The 25,458-nt window shown below is 62.2% G+C and carries 31 protein-coding genes; 5 read left to right on the plus strand and 26 right to left on the minus strand.

Annotation, left to right across the window (positions count from 1 at the left end):
* Nucleotides 1-144: 144 nt before the first annotated feature.
* From JHB91_RS09795 to JHB91_RS09905, 23 genes are all read right to left on the minus strand, one after another.
* Nucleotides 145-489, minus strand: a complete 345-nt coding sequence (locus tag JHB91_RS09795) for a low molecular weight protein tyrosine phosphatase family protein (protein WP_199472721.1) — start codon at nt 487-489, stop codon at nt 145-147.
* 27 nt (nt 490-516) lie between these two features.
* Nucleotides 517-1,008 carry a hypothetical protein gene (locus JHB91_RS09800; RefSeq protein WP_199472722.1) on the minus strand — a complete coding sequence of 164 codons (492 nt, stop codon included), beginning with the start codon at nt 1,006-1,008 and terminating at the stop codon, nt 517-519.
* A gap of 113 nt (nt 1,009-1,121) precedes the next feature.
* Nucleotides 1,122-1,478 (minus strand): hypothetical protein, encoded by a 357-nt coding sequence (locus JHB91_RS09805; protein WP_199472723.1) that lies wholly within the window; start codon nt 1,476-1,478, stop codon nt 1,122-1,124.
* Between the two features lie 124 nt (nt 1,479-1,602).
* Nucleotides 1,603-1,947 carry a low molecular weight protein tyrosine phosphatase family protein gene (locus JHB91_RS09810; RefSeq protein WP_199472724.1) on the minus strand — a complete coding sequence of 115 codons (345 nt, stop codon included), beginning with the start codon at nt 1,945-1,947 and terminating at the stop codon, nt 1,603-1,605.
* 449 nt (nt 1,948-2,396) lie between these two features.
* Nucleotides 2,397-3,002: a hypothetical protein gene (locus JHB91_RS09815; protein WP_199472725.1), complete on the minus strand. Its 606-nt coding sequence runs from the start codon at nt 3,000-3,002 to the stop codon at nt 2,397-2,399.
* 18 nt (nt 3,003-3,020) lie between these two features.
* A complete protein-coding gene (locus tag JHB91_RS09820; RefSeq protein ID WP_199472726.1) occupies nt 3,021-3,590 on the minus strand; it encodes a hypothetical protein in 570 nt (189 codons plus the stop codon).
* A gap of 47 nt (nt 3,591-3,637) precedes the next feature.
* Nucleotides 3,638-4,036, minus strand: a complete 399-nt coding sequence (locus tag JHB91_RS09825) for a hypothetical protein (RefSeq protein WP_199472727.1) — start codon at nt 4,034-4,036, stop codon at nt 3,638-3,640.
* A gap of 377 nt (nt 4,037-4,413) precedes the next feature.
* Entirely contained in the window at nt 4,414-4,875 is a 462-nt protein-coding gene (locus tag JHB91_RS09830) for a DUF4265 domain-containing protein (protein WP_199472728.1), read from the minus strand.
* 521 nt (nt 4,876-5,396) lie between these two features.
* Nucleotides 5,397-5,891 carry a hypothetical protein gene (locus JHB91_RS09835; protein WP_199472729.1) on the minus strand — a complete coding sequence of 165 codons (495 nt, stop codon included), beginning with the start codon at nt 5,889-5,891 and terminating at the stop codon, nt 5,397-5,399.
* Between the two features lie 70 nt (nt 5,892-5,961).
* The gene (locus JHB91_RS09840; protein ID WP_199472730.1) at nt 5,962-6,423 is read right to left on the minus strand and encodes a hypothetical protein; all 462 of its coding nucleotides are present in this window, start codon (nt 6,421-6,423) and stop codon (nt 5,962-5,964) included.
* A 72-nt stretch (nt 6,424-6,495) separates the two neighbouring features.
* Nucleotides 6,496-6,918: a hypothetical protein gene (locus JHB91_RS09845; RefSeq protein ID WP_199472731.1), complete on the minus strand. Its 423-nt coding sequence runs from the start codon at nt 6,916-6,918 to the stop codon at nt 6,496-6,498.
* A 643-nt stretch (nt 6,919-7,561) separates the two neighbouring features.
* Nucleotides 7,562-8,317: a hypothetical protein gene (locus JHB91_RS09850; RefSeq protein ID WP_199472732.1), complete on the minus strand. Its 756-nt coding sequence runs from the start codon at nt 8,315-8,317 to the stop codon at nt 7,562-7,564.
* Between the two features lie 84 nt (nt 8,318-8,401).
* Nucleotides 8,402-8,809, minus strand: a complete 408-nt coding sequence (locus tag JHB91_RS09855; protein ID WP_199472733.1) for a hypothetical protein — start codon at nt 8,807-8,809, stop codon at nt 8,402-8,404.
* Nucleotides 8,810-10,008: 1,199 nt separating this feature from the next.
* Nucleotides 10,009-10,377, minus strand: coding sequence for a VOC family protein (locus tag JHB91_RS09860; protein ID WP_343225105.1), 369 nt, complete (start codon nt 10,375-10,377; stop codon nt 10,009-10,011).
* Nucleotides 10,378-10,423: 46 nt separating this feature from the next.
* Nucleotides 10,424-10,867, minus strand: coding sequence for a hypothetical protein (locus JHB91_RS09865; protein WP_199472735.1), 444 nt, complete (start codon nt 10,865-10,867; stop codon nt 10,424-10,426).
* A gap of 1,189 nt (nt 10,868-12,056) precedes the next feature.
* Nucleotides 12,057-12,374 carry a hypothetical protein gene (locus JHB91_RS09870; protein WP_199472736.1) on the minus strand — a complete coding sequence of 106 codons (318 nt, stop codon included), beginning with the start codon at nt 12,372-12,374 and terminating at the stop codon, nt 12,057-12,059.
* A gap of 1,020 nt (nt 12,375-13,394) precedes the next feature.
* Entirely contained in the window at nt 13,395-13,751 is a 357-nt protein-coding gene (locus JHB91_RS09875; RefSeq protein ID WP_199472737.1) for a hypothetical protein, read from the minus strand.
* A gap of 641 nt (nt 13,752-14,392) precedes the next feature.
* The gene (locus tag JHB91_RS09880; RefSeq protein ID WP_199472738.1) at nt 14,393-14,722 is read right to left on the minus strand and encodes a hypothetical protein; all 330 of its coding nucleotides are present in this window, start codon (nt 14,720-14,722) and stop codon (nt 14,393-14,395) included.
* Between the two features lie 76 nt (nt 14,723-14,798).
* The gene (locus JHB91_RS09885; RefSeq protein WP_199374261.1) at nt 14,799-15,152 is read right to left on the minus strand and encodes a DUF3147 family protein; all 354 of its coding nucleotides are present in this window, start codon (nt 15,150-15,152) and stop codon (nt 14,799-14,801) included.
* A gap of 32 nt (nt 15,153-15,184) precedes the next feature.
* Nucleotides 15,185-15,580 (minus strand): hypothetical protein, encoded by a 396-nt coding sequence (locus JHB91_RS09890; RefSeq protein WP_199472739.1) that lies wholly within the window; start codon nt 15,578-15,580, stop codon nt 15,185-15,187.
* A 121-nt stretch (nt 15,581-15,701) separates the two neighbouring features.
* The gene (locus JHB91_RS09895; protein WP_199472740.1) at nt 15,702-16,040 is read right to left on the minus strand and encodes a hypothetical protein; all 339 of its coding nucleotides are present in this window, start codon (nt 16,038-16,040) and stop codon (nt 15,702-15,704) included.
* An 87-nt stretch (nt 16,041-16,127) separates the two neighbouring features.
* Entirely contained in the window at nt 16,128-16,550 is a 423-nt protein-coding gene (locus JHB91_RS09900; RefSeq protein WP_199472741.1) for a hypothetical protein, read from the minus strand.
* Between the two features lie 69 nt (nt 16,551-16,619).
* Nucleotides 16,620-16,946: a hypothetical protein gene (locus tag JHB91_RS09905; protein ID WP_199472742.1), complete on the minus strand. Its 327-nt coding sequence runs from the start codon at nt 16,944-16,946 to the stop codon at nt 16,620-16,622.
* A 191-nt stretch (nt 16,947-17,137) separates the two neighbouring features.
* On the opposite strand from JHB91_RS09905, the gene JHB91_RS09910 reads away from it, so the two are divergent.
* On the plus strand, nt 17,138-18,223 hold the full coding sequence (locus tag JHB91_RS09910) for an integron integrase (RefSeq protein ID WP_199472743.1): 1,086 nt from the start codon (nt 17,138-17,140) through the stop codon (nt 18,221-18,223).
* A gap of 4 nt (nt 18,224-18,227) precedes the next feature.
* Here the strand turns inward: JHB91_RS09910 and JHB91_RS09915 are convergent, their stop codons facing one another.
* On the minus strand, nt 18,228-18,704 hold the full coding sequence (locus JHB91_RS09915; RefSeq protein WP_199472744.1) for an Lrp/AsnC family transcriptional regulator: 477 nt from the start codon (nt 18,702-18,704) through the stop codon (nt 18,228-18,230).
* A gap of 311 nt (nt 18,705-19,015) precedes the next feature.
* On the opposite strand from JHB91_RS09915, the gene phhA reads away from it, so the two are divergent.
* The 4 genes from phhA (at nt 19,016) to JHB91_RS09935 (ending at nt 24,043) form a co-directional block, all read left to right on the plus strand.
* Complete coding sequence (gene phhA, locus JHB91_RS09920; RefSeq protein ID WP_199472745.1) at nt 19,016-19,912, plus strand: phenylalanine 4-monooxygenase; 897 nt, start codon at nt 19,016-19,018, stop codon at nt 19,910-19,912.
* Between the two features lie 118 nt (nt 19,913-20,030).
* Nucleotides 20,031-22,163, plus strand: coding sequence for a TonB-dependent receptor (locus tag JHB91_RS09925; protein WP_199472746.1), 2,133 nt, complete (start codon nt 20,031-20,033; stop codon nt 22,161-22,163).
* Between the two features lie 89 nt (nt 22,164-22,252).
* On the plus strand, nt 22,253-23,311 hold the full coding sequence (locus JHB91_RS09930; RefSeq protein WP_199472747.1) for a class 1 fructose-bisphosphatase: 1,059 nt from the start codon (nt 22,253-22,255) through the stop codon (nt 23,309-23,311).
* Between the two features lie 24 nt (nt 23,312-23,335).
* Entirely contained in the window at nt 23,336-24,043 is a 708-nt protein-coding gene (locus JHB91_RS09935) for a 2OG-Fe(II) oxygenase (RefSeq protein ID WP_199472748.1), read from the plus strand.
* A gap of 15 nt (nt 24,044-24,058) precedes the next feature.
* On the opposite strand, the gene JHB91_RS09940 is transcribed toward JHB91_RS09935, so the two are convergent.
* Together JHB91_RS09940 and JHB91_RS09945 are read right to left on the minus strand one after the other, a co-directional pair.
* Nucleotides 24,059-24,499: a response regulator gene (locus JHB91_RS09940; RefSeq protein ID WP_199374248.1), complete on the minus strand. Its 441-nt coding sequence runs from the start codon at nt 24,497-24,499 to the stop codon at nt 24,059-24,061.
* Nucleotides 24,496-25,365 carry an ATP-binding protein gene (locus tag JHB91_RS09945; protein WP_199472749.1) on the minus strand — a complete coding sequence of 290 codons (870 nt, stop codon included), beginning with the start codon at nt 25,363-25,365 and terminating at the stop codon, nt 24,496-24,498. Before JHB91_RS09945 ends, JHB91_RS09940 begins: the two co-directional genes overlap by 4 nt.
* Between the last annotated feature and the right edge of the window lie 93 nt (nt 25,366-25,458).

Consider the following 25,458-nt stretch of genomic DNA (forward strand, 5'->3'; position numbering starts at 1 on the left):
GATGAGCGATTTCACGCTGGAGTGAGCCCTAACGCCTGAGTTAAGCCGCGCCGCGCAGTGAAGCGAAGCACATGGCAAGCTTTAACTGCCATGTGGTTTGCGTAACGAAGCGGCGTCGGCTTGAACGAATTGTTAGGCCGCAGACTAAGCTGCGCCCCTGCGAGGCGGCAAGTAGCGCGGAACCTTCTGCTGGAGCAGCCGGACGAGCTCCGGCGCCATGTACTCGTACTGGTCCGGAATGCCGAGGACCACTACGCGCTTGCCGCGCAGTTGCGGCTGGAACTTGGCCGCGATCTTGGCCCGGTGCGCCGACTCCATGACGAGCAGCGTATCCGCCCAGCCGATGAGCTCAGCTGAGACCTGGCAGTCCGCGTCGTGCCCCGTCCCAGCCGAAGCCGTCTCGACGCCCGGCCAGTCCGCGAACACCTGCTTTGCGGTAGGACTGCGAAGACGGTTCTTGCCGCAGACAAAGAGCACGTTGTGCGTCAAAGCATCACCTGAGGCCTAACGCCTGAATTAAGCCGCGCCGCGAAGCGGCGTCGGCTTGAATGAATTGTTAGGGGGCGCCCTGCGAACGCTCCGATAAAGAAGTGCCACAACGAACAGTGCGAACAAGTTGACCCCTAGAACAACTGGCTTGTCGGCCTGCATGAGCGAAACCTCGAACTTGCTACCCAACCAAAACAAAAATCCGAGCTCGGCTCCGAATGGTTGGAACGTGATAGTTGAAAAAAATCCACTAGCGAATAGATAGCCGATGTAAGGTGATTGAACTAGCGGCATTTGGATGGCCCAGAAGAACATGTTGGCGCGGGCTGCGCCCTCTCGGTTCTCGACCAGGCAGACACCACACCAGATTCCCCACAAGTACAGGCAAAGGAACGGCACGATCACCAGCCAAGAAAGCATTCCATTTGCCGAAGCGGCCGCTTGCACGCCAACGGCAAGACCAAGCGCTCCGCCACCAATCGCCAGAACTCCTAGTGTCCGCCGTGTCCAAAGTCGCATGCTAGCCCCCTAACACCTAAGTTAAGCCGAACCGCGAAGTGGAGGCAAAGGCATGGCAAGCTTTTCCTGCCATGCCTTTGCCGTAACGAAGCGGTTTCGGCTTGAACGCATTGTTAGGTGCCAAATCCGTTCTCTAGGGGCTGCAGGTCCGAGCAGCCACGGACTAAACGACCTTTATCCTTGAAGAGCGAAGACGCGAAGCTACCGTCCTCAAAGTAGTCGACCAACACGAAGCCCTCCTGGCGCGGAACAGACTGACCTTTAGCGAGCTGCAGGCGAAAGACCTTCACGAGGTTCCTTGCGAAGGCATCCACATTCTTGTAGCCGGAGGTCTCCGCGACGGACACCGCCGTCATTCGCCCCCTCTCGGTCTGCGTCGCCTTGATGCACGTACGAGCGAACGCCGGTTCAGCGCCGTGCGCAGCGACGGAAAGCCAAAGACTTAATACCGCAAGCGCGACCATCTTCATCTCGGCACCTAACGCCTGAGTTAAGCCGCGCCGCGCAGTGAAGCGAAGCACATGGCAAGCTTTAACTGCCATGTGGTTTGCGTAACGAAGCGGCGTCGGCTTGAACGAATTGTTAGGCCGCAGACTAAGCTGCGCCCCTGCGAGGCGGCAAGTAGCGCGGAACCTTCTGCTGGAGCAGCCGGACGAGCTCCGGCGCCATGTACTCGTACTGGTCCGGAATGCCGAGGACCACTACGCGCTTGCCGCGCAGTTGCGGCTGGAACTTGGCCGCGATCTTGGCCCGGTGCGCCGACTCCATGACGAGCACCGTATCCGCCCAGCCGATGAGCTCAGCTGAGACCTGGCAGTCCGCGTCGTGCCCCGTCCCAGCCGAAGCCGTCTCGACGCCCGGCCAGTCCGCGAACACCTGCTCTGCGGTAGGACTGCGAAGACGGTTCTTGCCGCAGACAAAGAGCACGTTGTGCGTCAAAGCATCACCTGAGGCCTAACGCCTGAATTAAGCCGCGCCGCGAAGCGGTGTCGGCTTGAATGAATTGTTAGGCGCAACTGTATCCGAAGCCGAAGCCGGCACAAGCCCGCGCTCTAGCCGAAGCCCGTAACGAGCTTGCGGCAGAACCCGGACCGCCGTGACAGAGATCTTTCCGGAGCCTGGCCGACCGGTCGCGCGGCCAGAAGCCGCACCCGTAGCCCCCACGAAGCCGGCTGCAGATGTCGCAACCTGGCTCGAGGTTGCGTGCGGCCGAAGCCGAGTTGCCCGACGACGCCGCTCACCGCGCGTGCGCAATGCACAGCGAAGAACCAGAAGCCACGAGAAAGCGAGTTAGCACACGACTCTGCAACCACAACCATTGCAGAGCTATGAGCGCCTAACACCGGAATTAAGCCGTGCCGCGAAGCGGCATCGGCTTGAATGAATTGTTAGGTGCGAAATCTACGCTGCTTCAACCGCCAATCCAATGGTTTGCCGCGGCTTACGCTTGTTAGGGCCTGTTTCCGCGCTTCTGGGGACAAGCTTTCAAGGTGGTCCCAGACACGTTCCCACTCGAAGTCGTACTCTGCGCTTATGAGCGGGGCGATGCCTTCGATCAATTGCTTTAGGGCTAGTATCTGTTCAGCAGAGAATGTCGCTGGGCGAGAGTGCTCAGTGCCTAAGGATGACAGGGAACCATCGGCATTGAGCGCCACCGTTACTTTATTCTGTTCTTGTTGGTTTACAGAGTGTGTGACGTAGTGACTCCGAACGGCCTTCAGGCGCTCGTGTACTTTCTGCAACGCGGGCGTAAGACCCGCAACCTGATCGGCCGTGATACCGCTGCGAGCGCCGCTTCCAATCGTGCGGAAATAGGTAACTAAAGCGTATCCGCCAACCGCGTTAGACAGTGCAATGGCTTCTCGAGAGCCGACGTGAGGCATGCCCAAAAATAGATCGCACGCCTCTTTAGCCAACTCGAGGTCGCGCTCGACGCCTGCAAGATCAGCGAGGCGCTGTGCTACTGGATGCTCAAACTCGCGGCTCTCTTCCATTCGCACCTAACGCCTGAATTAAGCCGCGCCGCGAAGCGGTGTCGGCTTGAATGAATTGTTAGAGGTCACCCCCAAGTACACTGGGCGCTCGAGTGCAGCCGCATAGTCCTCGTGGCGGATGAACGGCCAGATATCTACCTCTCCCTGCTGCTTGAACCACTTTACATAGAAGCGGTTGGCGACTCCTAGAGTGAACAGATTGGCGAGTCCGAGAGCAAAGAAGCGAGCGCCACCAAGCTCCGGCCACTCATATGGCAAGTCTGTTTTCAGGAACAGCACCCAACGAGCGACATGGGATTTGTCTTTGCGGGAGATTGCGTGCTTGCCCCGAAGCCGATGCTCTTCCAAGTCCGAGTACAGGTGCCAGGCTCCTTCTTGATAGATCGCCGCTATGGCTGGATCTGCGGTGTCCAGAGCGGGGAACCGCACACCCTCAAACTCGTCGTTGGTGATGGTGCCGGCAACCAAAGCTCGAATCGCCTGCGCAAATCTATCGCGCGCCTCACGGTCAATCATAATGACCTCTAACGCCAGAGTTAAGCCGCGCTGCGTAGGGGCGTGAAGCACATGGCAAGCTGTATCTGCCATGTGGTTTGCGCCCCGAAGCGGCGTCGGCTTGAACGACTTGTTAGGCGCTACCCCCGTGGCACGCCCCTAAGTCGCCCAGCAATGTACGGCGCAGCTGCTGTGGTGAGCAAGACCAGCGGCCAAACGTTGCCGTCTTTGAAGGTGTACGCCTCTACCAGAGCGGGCCAGGCCTTGCCTTGGAGCAGACCGAACGCAAGCTCGAACAAGAGGGTGAGGGCCACCCAGCCGAGCCCGATGCCGACGAGCTGTTGATGGCGGACTGGCCGTAGCCAAGGAAGGGCAATGTACGTAACAACAAGGATGAGCGCAGAGAGCAACAGACCGCTCAAAAGCAGCCTGGCTGTTCTGCCGAGAGATGGGATGAGGGTCGCGTCACGCAGAGTGCCGTTCAAAACTGCGCAACACAGCATGACGACCCAGAGAGCGAAGGCTTTGACTGTGAGCATCAGCGCCGCTCCAGTAGCGCCTAACGCCAGAATTAAGCCGTGCCGCGAAGCGGCATCGGCTTGAATGAGTTGTTAGGTGTCATTGCCGGTGGAGCCGGGACGAGCACCGAAAAACAGGAAGACCAACCCTGCCAGGCCGGCGACGACAGCCCACGCGCCGCTGACTCCGACGTGGGCGTGAAGTCGCCAAAGAACCAAGGCGCCAACGAGAGAAAGCCCACCGACAACTGTCCAGACGCCAATTGAGTCATTGCCGATCTGGTAGAAGCGCCCGTCATCGCGGTTTATCCATTCCCGAAGCTTCGACAGAGTTCCCATATGACACCTAACGCCTGAATTAAGCCGCGCCGCGAAGCGGCGTCGGCTTGAATGAATTGTTATGCCTCACCCGGGAACAGCGACTCATAGGTTGGATCAGCGTGCTCCCATTGCGCGTTCTTTGCGATAAGGTATGAACGAACCTTATCAAGGTCGACAACGGGTGGGACATTGACAGAAACGTAGCCAGAGTGGGCGCGCTCGAAGCTGCAACCAATCTCCTCCAGGCCGTGAAGGATCTGCTCTGAGGCATTGCCTGGAGCGACCGACGGGTCGAACATGACCCTAACGGTGCGATTACCGGAACGCTCTGCTACTGATTGGAACGTTGGCATTTGCTCCTGTGGATCATGTGGCGCAATTACAACGTCTTGCCATGAAACGCCATATGAGAAGAATGGCGAGTTGTCGAGCATGTAGCGGTCGTTACCCAAGGGAACTGCCCAAAGAGTCTCGACAGTTGCAGCGCCATCGGCCTCCGGGACGCGGAACAGAACCTTGGCTGTCGGGTCATTGCTCATGAGGCATAACGCCAGAATTAAGCCGACCCGCAAAGCGGGTTCGGCTTGAATGAATTGTTAGGGCTCATGCCGACGCAACCGGAAGCACCAAAACGCGACGCCGGCAACTGCTCCCAGGCCGCCAAACATGCCAAGCATACCGAGCAGATTGGTTGTCCCGTCCAGCGCATGGAGTGCAACAGCGGCTAACGTCCCAGCAAGGCCCGCACCTAGTGGAACCTGCCACCAGGAGAGCCAGCCCAACTTGCGGAACGCAAGGTAAAGCGGTGCGCCAAATACAATCGCGGAAGGGAGCGCGATGATTGAGCAAAAGCAAAATAGCCGCCAAGGGTTCCGGCGCAAGTGCCGCGGGAGCTAAGACCAACGTTAAGCGCAAAGCAGTGGCCAACGGGAACTGCAAGAAGCGCAACCAGCACTGCCGCAACAAACGCAATTGCAGTGTAGGTGCCACCGTGCTTGCTCATGAGCCCTAACGCCTGAATTAAGCCGCGCCGCGAAGCGGCGTCGGCTTGAATGAATTGTTAGGCCTCAGCTGCATACGCCGCCGGGCCCATGAAGTTTGAACGATTGCGACGGACCAAGAACGCAATGGCTGCGTAGACCAGAACCGAGAGACCTGCTGAAAGCCATAGGGCCGAGGGTTTGAAGATCATGTCCATGGCCTCCCGCCGTACTGCCAGGCCGCGGAGCTCCCGTCCGATCTCGTAGGCCTCGCGGACACCTGGGATGTCGCGTACCGCCATAGCGGTTGTGACCAGGTTTTGAGCTACGCCTGCTCCTAGTGCGGCCAAGAGCACACAGTAACCAGCCGGATGCGGGCGAAACAGATAAAAGACCGAGGCTGCGTTGAGTAAAAAGACGGCGCCCGCAAGCACGAAGTAGATCCAAGTGGCTCCAATGCTTGAGAAGACGTAGTAGTCGGCCGTTGTAGCAAAGCGAGCGAGGCCATCAAGGTCTTTGCCCGTAGCCCAGAGGAACCAGACGATCAGCAGAATTATTGAACGTGGACGCTGCACAAAACCTCCCCCTGAGGCCTAACGCCTGAATTAAGCCGAGCCGCGAAGCGGCTTCGGCTTGAATGAATTGTTAGACCTTGCTCGCACGCTCTGTCTGCATTGCGTCTGTAATGACCTTCATCATCTCAGGAGACATGGGAGTCTTTGGCTCATTGCGTGTCAACAACATGGAGATCACGTTGTCGATTGCGTCTGCTTTTCGATTATCAGTAAGATGGTGGGTAGCCAGCCCCATGGCATACAGCGTGTCCTGATGCCGGATGAGTTTCTCGTAGAAGACATTGAGCTGCTTGAGATTCTTTGAATAGAGCAGGAAGAATCCGGCCCCGATGAACTGGGTGAGTAAGCCGCCGATTGTTACCAATTGTCCGGTGAGCCCTACCGTGCCCAAGAAGATCAGGCGGACACCGGCAACTAGGATCACCAAGCCGGTAACTAGCGCGGCCAAGCTTGACCAGAACGAAAATTGCAAATGAAGCCTGTTGAGCTTGTAGTAGGCATCGAGCTTTGCTTCTTGCTCTTTCTGGTCCACGAAGATGTCTCCTGCAAGGTCTAACGCCTGAATTAAGCCGCGCCGCGAAGCGGTGTCGGCTTGAATGAATTGTTAGGCGCCATCTGCGATGTGGCACTTGGCACTTGTTACACGGTCAGCTCCGTCGTAATCCACGCGCAACACAGTGAATGGATTAGTCGGGAACGTCACCGCTGTAGCAACGCCAGCCGATGGTGCCAATCCAATCCACGATTCGTTCTGATCCGCAAAAAGGTATTGATGTACTACGACGCGAGATGAATCGAGAGCTAAGCCCTCGTCTGCGATGTCAGGAGAGCCAATTCGACTCCGCACTGCGGCGCCCGCCGCGCCGATAAGCGCATCAAGACTGCCTGAACACCTGACAGGATTGGTGGGAGTTGATTGACGCGACTCAGCTAAGTCAATAGAGACAGATCCAAGCACGACTTCCGCATCCGCTGAAAGTGCGGTTGCCAAGAGAAGCACGTTCAGATGCATTGCAATCATGGTCATGGCGCCTAACGCCAGAGTTAAGCCGAGACGCGCAGTGGAGCGAAGCACATGGCAAGCTTTACCTGCCATGTGGTTTGCGTAACGAAGCGGCTTCGGCTTGAACGACTTGTTAGGCCGCGGGTGCTAAGGCTCATGAACGACCTCTTTGAAGTCTTGCACGGCCGATGGAATGAAACGGCGCTCGCCCGCTGGATTGATCTGAACTACTCCGATGAAGGTGCCGCTAACGGAACGCCAGGTCAAATGCGGCGCCTGAGTTGCCAGCGTGTGCAGGAAGAGCCCCACAGTCTGCTCTGCCGAGTCCGACTCTTGGCCAAGTCTCAACCCAAAGTTGCGGCACGCTGGATCTGAAAGCGTAACCCCGTGATGCAAGTCCGTTGATGCAATGGCGTTGAAGGAAACCAACGTGCCGTCTAGGTCAGCAAGTGTCGCCAGCTCACACAGGCTTATTGCACGTGCTACGTGTCCGCTAGCGAATGCCGGGAGCAATCCCGCCGACGCCACAAGTGCAGTGGCTAAGATTCTTCTTACCGTAGCCATCGTGCGACCTTCGTCGACTCCCCATGATGCTTGTGAGCGGCCTAACGCCAGAATTAAGCCGCGCCGCGAAGCGGCGTCGGCTTGAATGAATTGTTAGCTGCGCTTACAGCGACGCCAAGAGGTCAGCCACCGAGGCGTCAAGCACATGCCAAGAGGTCTTGCAGGTGGCCGCGTCAAAGTCTGCGCGGCTTGCGACGGCCTGCCACGGATGTACGACGTTGCGCGACTCGCGGAGTGCATGGCCAAACTTGCCACGATCTGTCTTGACCCAACCTACATCAGTTGCCACGTCAATGAGGGCGCTGAGTGTCCAGTTTGGAATGGCAATAGCGCTCCCACTCTTATCCTTCGGTGCCCGAGAGGATCGATAAGCAACGGATGCGGAAAGCTGGGCCCGAGCCAGGAGAAGGCCTTCAAGAATACTGCCCATTAGGATTACGGCAGAGGTGAATGCTTCAACATGAACACATTTTTGGGCCTCTCGCCACCGTCGGTTTATCTCCTCCGTAAGCCCTGGCATAGACGACGTAAGTGGCGAAAAATTCGGTGGTGCGTGAATCACCTTTTTTGGCTTTTCAAACGCGCCCGTATCCGTGAACTTAATCGCGCTCCTGATGTAGCCAGCCAGCGCTTCTAGACGTACGCGCCGGCTGTTCGCTTGAAAGTCTAGGTCATTGGACATTGACTCCAGCAAAGATTTTGGAAGGTTGTCGATGCCCTCAAGGACCATGCGCACTTCTCGCACCTTCGCATCTACCTCCCGAAGCCCAGAGAAATGGTCTGCTTTGGCAAATCCTCGGTTATCAGCGATCTCTGCGAGCGCGCCCCTGAGCAGATTTAGTGCTTGGCTTTTATCCATGATCGCGAGTATGCCCGATGCGCAGCTAACGCCTGAATTAAGCCGCGCCGCGAAGCGGCGTCGGCTTGAATGAATTGTTAGGCATCAGTCCCACCATGCGGTGACCGCCTGAACAACAGGAGGCTGAATGCCAAACTCACCTATCTCGTCCGGGTCGGCGGCGGTCACATAGTCCGGTTGAAGCGCCGCAATGGCCTCAGTGAGCGCCTCTGGTTGGATGGTGCCCGCCACCAGAACTGTATCTGTAAAAGGCCATGAGTCATCCCCAGGGTCAAGCTCCGAAATCAGGGCGTATACGGCCGTTACGTCAGAGCGTTGAAGCAACCCAAGCAGAGTGTCGCGAAACAGTGGAATTCCGGGATGAGGGACAAGATTGCAGCCAATTGATCCTTCATCGTCGTTTCCGTCGAAGAATCGATCCAGCGGAACTACTTGCGGCTCAGCCTGAGCCTCCAGATCTCTCTTTAATGCGATGCACTTTTCCTGATCCACGACGAACCCTCAACTGATGCCTAACGCCTGAATTAAGCCGCGCCGCGAAGCGGCGTCGGCTTGAATGAATTGTTAGCGCCCATCTCGCGAGTCTGGCACCTGCCCGCATGGAATGGACGCACGGGCAAGAAATGCCGCCAGCGCAGGCGTCGATTTAGAGCAGTGCGCTGATAAGCCAACAATCGCCACGCGGGGAGTGAGGTTGACGGAGAACTCCTTCGGTAGGAGTTGCTCGGCTGCCACAGCGTCATACCGCAGATTGGTGTGCGCTAGCACTCTAGCGTATGCCTGCTCGATAAGACCGGGAGCTCCGTACTGATCGTCGAGTCGGGGGCCACAGTACGTCTCGAGTTGCTGAATCTGGGTTTGATAGACCGCACTTCCAATCGCCTCGGCCTGCCTTCCCCAGCTGCCATGGGCAGGGTCTCGTGCGACAGACTCCGCTCGCAGAATCGCCTGCTGTGGCATAAGTTCTTCCGGCACCTCACGCAGGTAAATCTGCTGCAGCCCAGCGAACGTCGTTTTCTCTTGCACCTCGAAGCGCGCAGGCCAAGAAGGTGGCACACAAACATCCAAAGTCACGCCAGGGTCTCCGGAGGAGGAAAGCATTGCTGCAAGCATGTATGAAATGATCATGGGCGCTAACACCTGAATTAAGCCGCGCCGCGAAGCGGCGTCGGCTTGAATGAATTGTTAGGCGGCAAGCGCCTATGCTGTGCCCAAAGAGCCACTGCATTGCCGAGAACGATGAGGCAGAAGGCCAAGTCGACTGGCGCAGAGGCCCAATGAACCTCGCCAGATAGCGTGCGAACAGTGTCACGAACAATCACCGCAGCAAGAGTGGCCGCGGCCAGCGCGAACGCACCGAACAGGGCCTTGTACCGGACGCCACGCAAGAAGAAGCGTTGCGGCACTAGGAGCAATATGCACAGCGCCGCACTAGGTATCACCGATAGAGCGCGCCTGGAGAACGGCGGAGCTTCTACGTGGTTCAACTCACCAGACAGAGTCACTGCCACACTCATGGCTAGAAAGAGTGCCAAGAGAATTCCCAAAGCTCTAGTTGCGTAGATTGCCGAAGTGATCATCTGCCGCCTAACGCCTAAGTTAAGCCGAGACGCGTAGTGGAGCAAAGCACATGGCAAGCTTTTCCTGCCATGTGCTTTGCGTAACGAAGCGGCTTCGGCTTGAACGCATTGTTAGGCCGCTGCCGAGACGCGCCAAGGCGGGTTCTTGCGGTTCTGGCCGGCCCAGAAGAGGCAGAGGGTGTTGCCGGATGGATCTTGGAGCCGAGCCTCCCGCCAAAGCCAGCGCTCATCCGTGGGTGGCTTGGAGAAGACGTAGCCGCGCCCCTGGAGTTCCGCAACCCGCACATCTAGGTCCGAACACTCGAAGTACACAACTACTCCGCTCGCACCCGAAGGCTCGACGGACAGGTGGACGGAGAAGGTGGCGTCGCCCTCAGGACATTCGAACCTGGCGTAATGGGGCGAGAGGACGATCAGCGCGAAGCCCATGCCTTTGTAGAACGCGACGGATGCGTCGATGTCCACCGCCGGAAGTGTCACTTGGTTCAAGTTCACCGCAGTCCTCCCCAGCGGCCTAACGCCTGAATTAAGCCGCGCCGCGAAGCGGCGTCGGCTTGAATGAATTGTTAGGCGGTGGCCACTTGACTGTGCAACTCTCCACCAGCCCACTGTCCCGGCGGATGTAGGTGGATGTGCTCCCCGTCTTGTCGCTATAGAGTAGGAGTTTGTCGCGGCCTGGAGATGCCGTCATGTTGATGGGAATCGCGTACCCATTTGCATTGGCCAGCATTTCGACATTCTCGCCGGACCTACGATGCAAGAACTCGGTTTGCTTGTCGTGACGGACGACGAGACCGGTGCCGTCCGAGTTGAACTGAAGAGCGTCCTTGGGGCTGCCGTCAGGGTCCTCACACAGTACCCACTCTCCGATTAGCCAGTCATCCTGGTCTTGAGAGTAGGCCGAAGGCACGGCGAATGCCAACAGAAGGATGAGTGCTTTAAGTAGCAATTCTCGGGTCATCTTTTCCACCGCCTAACGCCTGAATTAAGCCGCGCCGCGAAGCGGCGTCGGCTTGAATGAATTGTTAGGCGCGTCTACTTGGAGGGCGCGTTGCTGCGGCCCGGGCCAGACGGCTTTCCGGTCCCGCTTGGCCAGCCACCAGCATTTCCTTGCCCACGCGCACCGGAGCCGCTGCCGCCGCTACCGGGACTTTTTCCGCCGCCAGCCGGAGGCGTTTTGCCGCCACCGGACGAGCCGCCTTTCCCTCCACCTGCGCCACTTCCCTTAGCCATGATTCTCTCCATCCGGTAGCCGACGAGGCCGAGCCTACGACCAACACGCGCCGGAGTCACGTTGAGCGCCTAACGCCTGAATTAAGCCGCGCCGCGAAGCGGTGTCGGCTTGAATGAATTGTTAGGCGCAACTGTATCCGAAGCCGAAGCCGGTACAACCCGCGCTTCAGCCGAAGCCCGTAACGAGCTTGCGGCCGAACCCGGACCGCCATGACAAAGATCTTTCCGGAGCCTGGCCGACCGGTCGCGCGGCCAGATGCCGCACCCGCAACCCGCACGAAGCCGGCCGCGGATGTCACGGTCTTGGCTCGAGGTTGCGTGTGACCGCAGCCGAGGCGCCTGACGACGCCGCTCCCGCGCGTGCGCAATGCAGAGCGAAGAACTAGAAGCCATGACAAGGTGAGCTGGCACACGACTCCGCAACCACAACTAATGCGGTGCTATGAGCGCCTAACGCCTGAATTAAGCCGCGACGCGAAGCGGCGTCGGCTTGAATGAACTGTTGGACGCCAACTCTAGCCGAAGCCGACTCGCTTGCCACCACGCCCGCAGTCACCCGAAGCCGGTGCCACAAGCAGGCCCGCCGCGTGGCGTTCCCCTGGCCGAAGCCGGGAAAGGCCGGCCTCGCGGCCACGAACCCACACCGTGAACTAGCCGATGCGACTGCTTGGGCGGAGCGCAGCGTAGCTAGTGAGAGCACAGCGCACGAAGCCGAAAATGCCTGGCTAGACACCACCCACACCGCGAGCGAGATGCCGCGACGAAGCTCTCACACGCACCCGCATTGTCTCGCTCGAGCGCTCTGGTGCTCAGACGAAGCCGCCAGCGGAAAGGTCACCGAGACATACACGCCGAAGCTCTTAGCGGCCAACGCCTGAATTAAGCCGCGACGCGAAGCGGCGTCGGCTTGAATGAATTGTTAGGCATCACCGATTTACCTCGATGTGGTTAAGCTTGCCATCTTGTTGATAGAACGCGGGGAGGCTTGCCGCTCGCGAGATCAGTGCGACATCAATGATGTCCTGAACTGTTGTCTCTTGGTCATAGAGCAACACTACCGATGTGATTCCCTCGGAATGCTTAGCCGCTCGAATTGCATCCCCCATACGATCTACCGTGTAGGTGCGACCACGCCAAATGAACTCGCCCCCGAGCGCTGCGGAAATCTCGGCAGGAAGCTCTCCTGCGACAGGCTCCGACCGCGCTACCGATGCGCAGGCCGTCGCGAGGACCAAGGCGGTCAAGAGTGCTTTCTTAGTGGCGCCCATAGTTGTCCCCTGTGATGCCTAACACCTGAATTAAGCCGCGCCGCGAAGCGGTGTCGGCTTGAATGAACTGTTAGGCGGCAGCTCGCGCTTGCTACCCATTAGTCGTCAATTCCATCCAGATCATCACCCGACCCCCTGGAGCTACGTGTGCCTACGCGAGCGAGCCATGCCCCCTCGCCAGCGGCATCGTAGCGCTCATAGCTCCGCAACCGTACCGCGGCCACCGCACACAGGACGGCCGACGTGGCCGCGAGCCAATAGAGCCATGGCGAGGATGATCGAGCGACTGGGCTAAGTGCGATTACCGCCAAGCAACCGACCAGAACGACAGCGCCGAAGAAGTACGCGCCACGCCAGAGTCTACGGTGACGAACATGGCGCGGAGTAGCTTCCATCACCTCGGACTCCAATGATCTATCACTGCCGCCTAACGCCTAAGTTAAGCCGAAACGCGTAGTGGAGCGAAGCACATGGCAAGCTGTACCTGCCATGTGCTTTGCGGAACGAAGCGGTTTCGGCTTGAACGCATTGTTAGCCGTCTCCGGCCGGTGCTGTTTCATCCAGGTATGGCTGTATCGACGATCTCATGGTCGGATCCAGCTCCACGATTCGCTTGAAGCGCCGGTGTGCCTCGTCGTATGACCCACGGGACATGAGCGTCTGGGCGGAGAAGTAGAGTGCGCTGTGGTCGTTTGGGTATGTTTGGAGATAGGCGTCTGCGGCTGGAAGTAGCTCGTCAAGCTCATCCTTGTCGAACATCTCGCCAAATTTCGGTTTGGTTTTCTCTTCTCTCGCGGCTCTTCGGTTGAAGATCTGGCACAGGATGTTGCTAGTCACAAAGGAGACTAGTAGGCCGATTACTATCCAAAGTTGGGTCTGCACGAAAGACATTTCTGATGCCACGTTACCTTTCCCCTAGACGGCTAACGCCTGAATTAAGCCGCGCCGCGAAGCGGTGTCGGCTTGAATGAATTGTTAGGCACTGGCTGCGATGAACTAGTCATACCAGAAGCCCTCCGTGCTGAGCCAAGTGCACAACAACATGGCCGATTCTCTCGACTCTGCCGAGTCGAAGCCAAACTCCTCTCGGTCCGTCGTTGCCTGACGAAGCAGGATGTGCCCCCGGATGATCTTTGACTGGTTAAGCGCTCCGAACTGGAACTCACCGGTCAAGTCACCGCGCGCAATCATGTCCTTGAGCCTTTCAGCGGCTTGGATCGCAGCTGACTGGCTCAGATCTGACTCCAGAATGCGCATATCCGGCTCGATCTTGTTCTCGACGTCGCGGCACAACTCCGGACTTACCGAAGAGCTGGCTAGGACGATGATTGCGATGGCTGCGGAAAAGGTCATTGAAGTGCCTAACGCCTGAATTAAGCCGCGCCGCGAAGCGGCGTCGGCTTGAATGAATTGTTAGCGCCCATCTCGCGAGTCTGGCACCTGCCCGCATGGAATGGACGCTCGGGCAAGAAATGACGCCAGCGCAGGCGTCGATTTAGAGCAGTGCGCTGATAAGCCAACAATCGCCACGCGGGGAGTGAGATTGACGGAGAACTCCTTCGGTAGGAGTTGCTCGGCTGCCACAGCGTCATACCGCAGATTGGTGTGCGCTAGCACTCTAGCGTATGCCTGCTCGATAAGACCGGGAGCTCCGTACTGATCGTCGAGTCGGGGGCCACAGTACGTCTCGAGTTGCTGAATCTGCGCTTGATAAACCGCATTTCCAATCTCCTCGGCCTGCCTTCCCCAGCTGCCATGGGCACGGTCTCGTGCGACAGACTCCGCTCGCAGAATCGCCTGCTGTGGCATAAGTTCTTCCGGCACCTCACGCAGGTAAATCTGCTGCAGCCCAGCGAACGTCGTTTTCTGTTGCACCTCGAAGCGCGCAGGCCAAGAAGGTGGCACACAAACATCCAAAGTCACGACGGGGTCTCCGGAGGAGGAAAGCATTGCTGCAAGCATGTATGAAATGATCATGGGCGCTAACACCAGAGTTAAGCCGAGCCGCGAAGCGGCTTCGGCTTGAACGAATTGTTAGGTGCCAGCTCCGGGTACACCACAAGCCCGAACCCCGACTCCCGCGCATCTTGAAACGCACCATTGACCGGCGTGTCCTCGCCGTAGAACTGCGAATAGTTAGTGATGTCTCTGAACCGTTCGATTTCCATCGTGGCCCAGCCGCGAGCAGCAAGTTCGCGAGTGGCGATCTCCTCCGCAGCATCGTCGCCGTCCGCACCGACGAAGATCATAGCCGCCATAGAGGAGCCAGCCGGATATTTCTCGTGGCGTTCTCCTGCAACTAAGTTGGCGCGGATCGCGATCATGTTTGGCCTGGCACCTAACGCCTGAATTAAGCCGCGCCGCGAAGCGGCGTCGGCTTGAATGAATTGTTAGGCCCGCTCACGGCAGCAGTTGGATGCCGAACTGACGGACGAGCAATGCGAATAGCCCGAAGCAAACTACTGTGATTCCAGCGCTGGCCAACATGGTAAGCCAGAAGCCGAGACGAGGCAGAAGGAGCGGGAACGCCAGGAACATGGGCAGTGTTGGCACCACGTACCAGAACGTGTACCAGGCGTGGTTGGAAATCTTGGCTTGCGGCTGCTTCTCAACGTAGAGCCAGATGAGCGCAAGGAATGTCACCAGCGGGAGCGCAGCAATGAACCCGCCGAGCTTGTCACTCCGCTTTGCTGCCTCCGACACAAGGACGACGACCGCAGCAGTGAGCAGGTACTTTGTGATCAGCCAGCCCATAGTGTGTTCTCCAAGCGGGCCTAACACTCAAGTTAAGCCGAGCCGCGAAGCGGCTTCGGCTTGAACGCATTGTTAGGCCGCAGCTTGCGGTACGCCAGCGATGCTAGGAGCGCGCCGAGAAGCCAAGCAGCTAGCGTCTTTGCGAAAGCAAGCAGGCCCGCCAGTGCCATTGCGAGGAGCGTGGTGCCGAAAAACGACGCGAGGGCCCAGGGGGCATGGGCCCGAAGAATACAAACGGCGATGAGATGAACCACTAACGCCACCAGCGTTGCCCCTAGCCCAAGAACGACCAAGATCTCCCAAGCCGTCAATGAAGCCCACGACGGCATCACGAACGCATTGGTGTATCCGAGCGCGCGTAGCGAAACGAAGTAGGTGGCGATGCCCGACACTGCGCCGGCGAGAATGCTCTTGAGTGGTCCTTGCATGACTCTCTCCCTGAGGCCTAACACCAGAGTTAAGCCGAGACGCGTAGTGGAGCGAAGCACATGGCAAGCTTTACCTGCCATGTGCTTTGCGTAACGAAGCGGCTTCGGCTTGAACGCATTGTTAGGTGCCGGCCACGGAGCTTGAGCCGACGCGCTCTGCGAGCTTGGCATACGAGCGGAACAAAAGAGCCGTGCCCACAAAGCCGAGCGATGCTCCGACCAGAACCAATGCAGTGGAGCCAAGCGTCAAAGCCCAGAAGGTGTCCTCGCTGATGCGCATGAGATAGAGCGGGAACGACGTGAGGCAATACAGGATGCCAAGGGCGCTGCCGATAGCCAGAAGAAGAAACGAACGATGGCCGTGCCGCCGCAAGGCGCTTGCCTGTAGCCAAAGCATGCCGGACTGAACAAGCAGTACGAAGGCCGAAGTCAGCGCGCCAATCAAGTAAGCACTTTCCATTGCGATGCCCCTCCCCAAGGCGCCTAACGCCAGAATTAAGCCGAGCCGCGAAGCGGCTTCGGCTTGAATGAATTGTTAGGCCCCGGCCTACTTCCTGCTCTCGTCTGGGCCATACGTGTGAAGAACAACTGTCTCAAACCCAGTGCCGTGCGCGAGATCGGCAAAGAATGTCTCCAGCGCCTGATCATCTGAGGCCGAGTTGTTCTCCGCCATGACCTTGTTCACGTATAGCGTCCAGCCACAGTCAAGGTTAGCGGGAAATCTGGCGCGATCATCGAGATCTACGTTTGGATACAGATCAAAGTACCAGCGCGGATGCGCTTTTAGAAATTGACTGTAGTAGTGCGAGTAGCGTGGTTCCGGCTCAGCGCTTGCCGGGTTGCGAATGCCACGGGGCACGCTCTTATACACCTTTCGATAGCCGACGCTTGCTAGGAACGAGTTTACGTTTTTGACAAGCAACTTCTCATCTTGGGAGTTGCAGATGATTCCGTACTCACGAGCGAGCATGAAGCTGCCTCCGGGGCCTAACGCCTGAATTAAGCCGCGCCGCGAAGCGGTGTCGGCTTGAATGAATTGTTAGGCGGCAACACCGACTCTACGGAGATGCCGCCGAGCGAACCAAACAAGCGCAGAGGTGACTGCCGCCGCGACCGCCGAAGCTTGCAACGGAATGCTGCCGAAAGTGAAGTCACCAAGGTTTTTCATGTCCAGTAGCAAGCGATGAAGCGGTGAGAGCCAGATAGCAAGAGCAAGCAGGACCTCGACGAGCAGAGCGGTGAGCAGCACGGTTGCCAAGGTGCGCCCCGCCACGGGCCTGAGGATTAGCCATTGCAGGAACGCGGCCAAGATCAATGCCGGAGCCCAGAAAAATGCCAGCAAGCCCAGCATCTCGGAGATTTTCACAGCGTGCTCCACGATGCCTCCTTGCCGCCTAACACTTAGTAGATTCCAGAAACGAAGTGTAATCCGTTACTGACGCACCTTGTCTGACAAGCTGATCCCGCTGCAACCCATTCCAGATCAAGTGCTTGGCTGATTTTTGCACGGCTCGCCAGCGGTAATGATTCCGGGAAATACTGCAGGAATGGAGTGCTATGTCGTATCACCGCAAGGATGCGGCGGTACCCGGTGATTCTCAGGATCGCCGGTCGGCTCCGGCTCGGCAATGCGACGCAGCTGTGTCGGCGTCGACACCACCTGCCCGCGCCCCCGCCAACGCGCCACCCCCACGCCTTCTCGATCAGGTCCGCGCCCGCTGTCGTGCCAAGCACTACAGCATCCGCACCGAGCGGGCGTATGTGAGCTGGGCGCGGCGCTTCGTGCTGGCCAACGCTCGGCGCCATCCTCGGGAGCTCGGTGTCTTGGAGGTCGAGGGCTTCCTGTCGACCCTCGCGGTGCGGCATGACGTGGCGGCCAATACGCAGAACCAGGCGCTGTCCGCGCTGCTGTTCCTCTACAAGGAGGTGCTGGGCATCGACCTGCCGTGGATGGAGTCGGTGACGCGGGCGAAGCGGCCCAAGAAGCTGCCGGTGGTGTTGTCGCACGACGAAGTGCGGCGCCTGTTGGCGCTGGTCGATGGGCAGGTGGGGTTGATGGCGTCGCTGTTGTACGGCGCGGGCATGCGCCTGATGGAGGCGGTGCGGCTGCGGGTGAAGGATGTCGATTTCGATCGCCGCGAGATCTGCGTGCGCAATGGCAAGGGCGGCAAGGATCGTCGCGTGCCCTTGCCGCGCAAGGTGGAGGTGCCGCTGCGCGAACAGCTGGAGAAGGTGCGCGTGCTGCATGCCCGCGACCTGCAGGCGGGGTGCGGGGAGGTTTGGCTGCCGCATGCATTGGGGCGCAAGTATCCCAATGCGGCGCGGGAGTTCGGGTGGCAGTACGTGTTTCCGGCCACGCGGCTTTCGGCGGATCCGCGCACCGGTGCACTGCGGCGCCATCACATCGACGAGGCGGTGTTGCAGCGCGCGGTCAAGTCGGCGCGGGTGGCGGCCGGCATCGACAAGCCGGCGACCTGCCATACGCTGCGGCACTCCTTCGCCACGCACCTCATCGAGTCGGGCCAGGACATCCGCACGGTGCAGGAGTTGCTGGGACACAAGGATGTCGCGACGACGCAGATCTATACGCACGTGTTGGGTCGCGGCGCCGGTGGTGTCTTGAGTCCACTCGATCGTTACTGACGCTTCACCCACGCGGCAGCGGCAGCCCCCGGAACGCCTTCACCGTGCGCAGCACGAAGCTCGAGTTCACGTCGCCCACGCCGGGTTGGCCCAGCAGGCGGTCGAGCAGGAAGTGCGAGAAGTGTTCGAGGTCGCGCACGGCGATCTGCAGCAGGTAGTCCATGTCGCCGGTGAGGGCGTGGCACGCGACCACTTCGTCCCAGGCGTTGACGGCGCTGGCGAAGGCGGCCACCGATGGGGCGTCGTGGCGCTTCAGGCGGATGCGCACGAAGGCGGCGAGGCCGAGGCCCAGGTGTTCGGGGTCGACGTGCGCGTGGTAGCCGGCGATCACGCCGTCGCGCTCCAGGCGCTGCACGCGCCGCAGGCAGGCGGAGGGCGAGAGGTGCACGCGTTCGGCCAGCTCGGTGTTGCTCAAACGGCCGCGGGTCTGCAGTTCGGCGAGCAGTTGCAGGTCGATGCGGTCGAGGTCGGCGGTGGGCATGGGTCGGCTCCGTAAGGCCGTGGGCGACGGTGGCGGTGCGGGCCGGCGTCGGACTCGGGCCTGCGCCGGCGAAGGCTGCCGTGGTGTCGCATGCCGAGCCAGCGCACCGCCATTCGAGCGCTCACCTTGCCGCAGGCTCTCTGTTGTTGCAGCGACACCGCTACACACGGTTGATTGTTGCACGGAAGCCGCATGATGACGCAACAGACACAACCATGTTGCGGGGTTTCGGCGCTAAAGTTCTTCAGGTCGTGTTTTCTTCACCGTCTTTCGCGCCGGTCCTGAATCTGCCGTGCCGCCAGGAGTCCGCCATGTCCAGCCAGTCCCAGCCGCGCCGCGTCGAGAACCTGCACACCGACAAGGGCAAGGTGCCGGTGTACGCGACGGGCATTGTCGAGCAGCCGTGGGACGACTATTCCGCCGACGACCACGCCACGTGGGCCACGCTCTACGCGCGCCAGCGCGAGCTGCTGGTCGGCCGCGCCAGCAGCGAGTTCCTGCGTGCGCAGGATGCGATGGGCATGACGCCGGACCGTATTCCGCGCTACGCGCAGTTGAATGCGGTGCTCGAGAAGGCGACCGGCTGGACGTTGATCGGCGTGGAGGGCCTTCTGCCGGAGCTCGATTTCTTCGAGCACCTCGCCAACCGGCGCTTCCCGGTGACGTGGTGGATCCGCCGGCCGGACCAGCTCGACTACATCGAGGAGCCGGACCTGTTCCACGACCTCTTCGGGCACGTGCCGCTGCTGATGAACCCGGTGTTCGCCGACTACATGGCGGCCTATGGGCGCGGCGGGGTGAAGGCGCACGCGATCGGGCCGGATGCGCTGCAGAACCTGACGCGGCTGTACTGGTACACGGTCGAGTTCGGGCTGATCCGCGAGGCCGACGGCCTGCGCATCTACGGCAGCGGCATCGTGTCATCGAGCGGGGAGTCGGTGCATGCGCTGGAGTCGGCGGCGCCCAACCGCATCGGCTTCGACCTGGAGCGGGTGATGCGCACGCGCTACCGCATCGACAGCTACCAGAAGACCTATTTCGTCATCGACAGCTTCGAGCAGCTGATGGACGCGACGCGGCCGGACTTCACGCCGGTCTATGCGCGCCTGGCCATGCAGGAGGCGATTCCGGCCGGCACGGTGCTCGAGACCGACACCGTGCTCCAGCGCGGCACCGGCGAGGGCTGGCCGACCGACGCCGACGCCTGAGGACGCGTCGCCCGGCGATCTGCCGGGCGCAGGTGCCCATGCTCCCGACGGAGCGTCCGTTCCGCAGTGTTCCGTCCCGCGACCCGCCCGGCACGCCCGCGCGGGGGACAATACGCGGATGACTTCCCCCCTGCTTTCCGCCCTCGCGCGGGCGCTTGCGCTTGCCCTCGTCGTCCCCGCCGCCGCCCATGCCGCGCCGGCCGACAGCCCTCGGCAGCCTGAGGCTGCCTCCCCCACCACCCTCGACCGCGTCATCGTCGAAGCCACCCGGCTGCGTACGGTGCCAGCCTTCGACACGCCCGCCTCCACGGCGACCGTCGATCTCTCCGGCGAGCGCTCCAACGCCAGCGCCGATGTCTCCGAAGTGCTGCGTGGCATCCCGGGCCTGCTCGCGCGCGACCGGCAGAACCTGGCGCAGGACACGCAGCTGTCGATCCGCGGCTTCGGCGCGCGCGCGACGTTTGGGGTGCGCGGGCTGCGGCTGTATGCGGACGGCATTCCGGCGTCGATGCCCGATGGCCAGGGCCAGCTGTCGCACTTCAGCCTTGCCGGCGCGGAGCGCATCGAGGTGCTGCGTGGTCCGTTCTCGGCGCTGCACGGCAACTCGTCGGGCGGCGTGGTGTCGATCCACAGCGCCGACGGGCAGGCCGGCGATCCGTGGCGGCTGCGGGCGACGGTCGGCAGCGACGGCACGTGGACCGGCGCGGCACGGCTGCTTGGCGGCAACGACATCGTGGGCTACAACGTCGCGGTCTCGCGCCTGGATACCGACGGCTGGCGCGACCATTCGGCGGCGCGGCGCGACGTGGCCAACCTCAAGCTGGGCGTCGACCTGGGTGAGCGCCGCAAGCTCACGTTCGTCCTCAACCACGTCGACATCCCCGAGGCGCAGGATCCGCTCGGGCTGACCGCGGCGCAGATGCGCGACGATCCGCGGCAGGCGGTGGCCAATGCCTACGTCTTCGACACGCGCAAGAGCGTGCGCCAGTCGCAGGGCGGCGCGGTCTACGAGCACGGGCTGGGTGATGCGCACGCGCTGCGCCTCTCGGCCTGGGGCGGCGACCGCGAGGTGATGCAGGTGCTGCCGATCCCGGCGGCGCCGCAGCGCAATCCGCTGCATTCGGGCGGGGTGATCGATCTCGACAACCGCTACGCCGGCTTCGATGCGCGCTGGTCGTGGAGCGGCAGCCTGGCCGCGCGGCCACTGGAGCTCTCGGCGGGTGCCAGCGGCGAGCGCCAGCGGCAGCGGCGGCGCGGCTTCGAGAACTTCGTAGGTGACGCCCTCGGCGTGCGCGGTGCGCTGCGCCGTGACGAGCGCAACGAGGTGGAGACCGATGATCTCTACGCGCAGGCCTGGTGGCAGTTCGCGCCGCGCTGGTCGCTGCTGCTGGGTGCGCGCCACAGCGAGGTCGGCTTCACCTCGAGCGACCGCTACGTCGCCGAAGGCAATCCCGACGACAGCGGACGCGTGGACTATTCGGAAACCTCGCCCGTGGCCGGCATCACCTTCGCGCCGTCGGAGCACCTGCGGCTGTACGCCTCGGTCGGACGCGGCTTTGAAACGCCGACGTTCAACGAGCTGTCCTACCGCGCCGATGGCGGCGCGGGCCTCGCCTTCGGGCTGCGCCCGGCGGTCAGCGACAACCACGAGCTCGGGCTGAAGTGGCGCACGCCCACCGGCGGCCTGCTCGAGGCGGCGCTGTTCCGCGCCGACACCGATGACGAGATCGCGGTGGCCACCAACGTCGCCGGACGCAGCAGCTACCGCAACGCCGGCAGCGCGCGCCGCCAGGGCGTGGAGCTGGCGTGGCTGCAGCCGCTGGGTGACGCCTGGGACCTGCAGCTGGCGGCAACGCAGCTGGAAGCCGAGTTCCGCGGCGGCGTGGCGGCGGGCGGTGGCACGGACATGGCTGGCCGCATCCCCGGCGTGCCCGAGCGCCATGCCTTCGCGCGCCTGCAGTGGCAGGGCGGTCCGTGGAGCGCGGCGTTCGAGGCCGAGGCCATGGGCGACGTGATGGTCAACGATGCCGGCAGCGAGTCGGCACCCGGTTACGGCCTGCTGCACGTCGAGGCCTCGCGGCGCTGGCCGACGGCGGCCGGCCCGGTGCGCGTGTTCGCGCGCGTCGACAACCTGCTCGACCGCGAGCATGTCGGCTCGGTGATCGTGAACGAAGGCAACGGCCGGTTCTACGAGCCGGGCGGCGGACGCGGCTGGCTGCTCGGGTTCGAATGGGAGTTCGACCGGCGCTAGCGGCACGCCTCGACCGCCACGCCCGGCCTGCAGGCGCGCCGCCCTTGGGCGACAATGCGCGCTGGTCCGTCGTCGAGAATCGTCACGCCATGGCTGCTTCCGGTCCCGTTTCCCTCACCCGCCACCTGATCGAGGCGCAGCGCGCCGGGCACATCGAGCCCGACCTGCGGCTGCTGATCGAGGTGGTGGCGCGCGCCTGCAAGTCGATCTCGGTGGCGGTCGGGCGCGGCGCGCTTGGCGGCGTGCTGGGCGATGCGGTCTCGGCCGCGGGCGGCGACAGCGTCAACGTGCAGGGCGAGGCGCAGAAGAAGCTGGACGTGCTGTCCAACGAGATCCTGCTCGAGGCCAATGCCTGGGGCGGCCATCTCGCCGCCTGCGCTTCGGAAGAGATGGAGCACTGCCAGCCGATCCCGGACGCGTATCCGCGTGGCGCCTACCTGCTGCTGTTCGATCCGCTCGACGGCTCCAGCAACATCGACGTCAACGTGTCGGTGGGCACCATCTTTTCGGTGCTGCGCTGCCCGGAGAATGTGGAGACCGTCGGCGACGAGCACTTCCTGCAGCCCGGCACCGCGCAGGTCGCCGCCGGCTACTGCGTGTACGGCCCGCAGACCACGCTGGTGCTGACCATCGGCCAGGGCACGCATGCGTTCACGCTGGACCGCGAGCAGGGCGCATTCGTGCAGACCCGCAGCGACATCCGCATCCCGGGCGAGACGCGCGAGTTCGCGATCAACATGTCCAACCAGCGCCACTGGGAGCCGGCGATGCAGGGCTACGTGGAGGAACTGCTGGCCGGCCGCGAAGGCCCGCGCGGCAAGGACTTCAACATGCGCTGGGTGGCGTCGATGGTCGCCGACGTGCACCGCATCCTCACCCGCGGCGGCATCTTCATCTATCCCTGGGACCGCAAGGACCCGGGCAAGCCCGGCAAGCTGCGGCTGATGTACGAGGCCAACCCGATGGCGATGCTGGTGGAGCAGGCCGGCGGCGCCGCCACCGACGGCCGCGGCCGCATCCTCGACATCGCGCCGACCACGCTGCACCAGCGCGTGCCGGTGTTCCTGGGGTCGAAGGCCGAGGTCGAGGTCGCGACGCGCCAGCATCGCGAGCACGACGCCGCGAACGCGGTCGCCACCACCGCATGACCGCCGCGATCCGGTAGGCGCCGCATGGCCGTGACGCAGGACTTCATCGAGGTCACCGCCGGTGCGCTGGATTCCGAGACCTGTGCGGCGATCGTGGACCGCATCCGCGCCAGCGACGCGCTGCAGCCGGGGCGCGTCGGCAGCGGCGTGTTCCCCGAGCTGAAGAAAAGCCGCGACATCGCGCTGACGGGACGTCCCGACTGGGCGGACGTGGAGCAGGCGCTCAATGTCGCGGTGTACGGCGGCCTGCTCGCGTACCTGCGGCGCTACCCGCAGGCGCTGATCGCGCCGCTGATGCTGCAGCAGCCGGGGGAGGACGGCGCGCTGCGCCGGCTTGCGGCCGACGACATCGCCGCCATGGACGATGCGGCGCTGGGCCGGCTGGCGATGACCTGCCTGCGCCCGGGCAGCGTGAACCTGCAGTGGTACCGCGCCGACGAAGGCGGCTATCCCTATTGGCACTGCGAGCTGTACCCGCGCGACGCGCAGTGCGAAACCCTGCACCGCCACCTGCTGTGGACGATCTACCTCAACGACGGCTTCGACGCGGGCGAAACCGAGTTCCTGTTCCAGGAGCGCAAGGTGGCGCCGCGCACCGGCGACCTGCTGATCGCGCCGACCGCGTTCACCCACACCCATCGCGGCAACCGTCCGGCGGGCGGCGACAAGTTCATCGCCACCAGCTGGATCCTGTTCCAGCGTGCGGAAGCCCTGTTCCCCGCCGGCACGTAACGCCGCGGTGCCTGCTCAGTGCGGCTCGCGGCCGTGGTTGAGCACCAGCCAGTACAGCCCGACCTGCTTCACCGCCCACACGAACTGGCCGAAATCGACCGGCTTGCGGATGTAGCTGTTGGCGCCGAGCGCATAGCTGGCCTCGACATCGAACGGCTCCGCGCTGGTGGTCATCACCACCACCGGCAGGCTGCGCGTGCGCTCGTGGCTGCGGATGGCCTGCAGCACCTCGCGGCCGTCGACCTTCGGCAGGTTGAGGTCGAGCAGCACGATCGACGGCAGGTCGTCAGGGTCGCGGCCGGCATGCGCGCCGCGCGCGAACAGGTAGTCGAGCGCCGCGGCGCCGTCGGTGACCACGGTGAGCGCGTTGGCGATGTTGGCTTCGGCGAACGCGATGCGCGTCAGCTCGACATCGTCGGGGTTGTCTTCGACCAGCAGGATCGGCCGCGTGCTCATGGCGCGGTGCCGTGTGCGCCGGGGGCCGTGTCGATGCGCGTTTCGCCTTGTGGGAGCAGCACGTGGAACGTGCAGCCCTCGCCGGCGCGCGCGTCCACGGTGATCGTGGCGCCATGGCGTTCGGCGATGCGCTGCGCGATGGCCAGGCCGAGCCCGTGGCCACCATCTTCGTCCGTGCCGTGCAGGCGCTGGAACGGCTCGAAGATGCGTTCGGCGCGCGCGGGATCGAAACCGGTGCCGTGGTCGCCGACCGAGATGCGCACATGGTCGCCCACGCGTTCCGCAGTCACCGTCACCGACACCCGGTCGCGGCTGCGCGAGAACTTCCAGGCGTTGTGCAGCAGCTGCTCCAGCAGCAGCTTCAGCTGGCGCTCGTCGGCGCGCACCACGATGCCGGGCTGCACGTGCAGCTCGGCCGCGCGCGTGGGGTCGGCATCCCGCAGCTCGGCAAGCGTCCACTCCGCGAGCAGGCTGGCATCGACGTCGGTGCAGCTGAGCGGTGTGCGCCCGGCGCGCGACAGCGCCAGCAGGCCATCGATCAGCGTGGCCATGCGCGCGGCGGCGGCGCGCACGCGTTCGAGGTGGTCGCGGGCGGTGGCGTCCAGGTCCGCAGCGGCATGCTGCTCGAGCAGCGCGGCGAAGCATTCGATCGCGCGCAGCGGCGCGCGCAGGTCGTGGGAGACGCCATGCGACAGCAGCTCGAGATCGCGCTGCGTGGCTGCGAGCTCTGCCCGGGAGTCAGCCAGCTGCTGCGCGAGGTCGGCGTCCGCCGTTGGCGCAACGTGGTCGCGCGGTTCCGCGGCTGGCATCGCGCCGGCCACGGCGTCGGTGCACGCGGACCGGTTGTGCGGGAGTGGCTGCGGCATGCGCATACGGTAGCAAGCCGCCGTGGATACCGCGTATAGGGCCGGTGAATTGGCAGGCGATGCTGCTGCAACGCCTTGCGCTTGGCGCACTTG

It is taken from the genome of Luteimonas sp. MC1828 (assembly GCF_016461615.1).
In the GTDB taxonomy this organism is placed as follows: domain Bacteria; phylum Pseudomonadota; class Gammaproteobacteria; order Xanthomonadales; family Xanthomonadaceae; genus Luteimonas.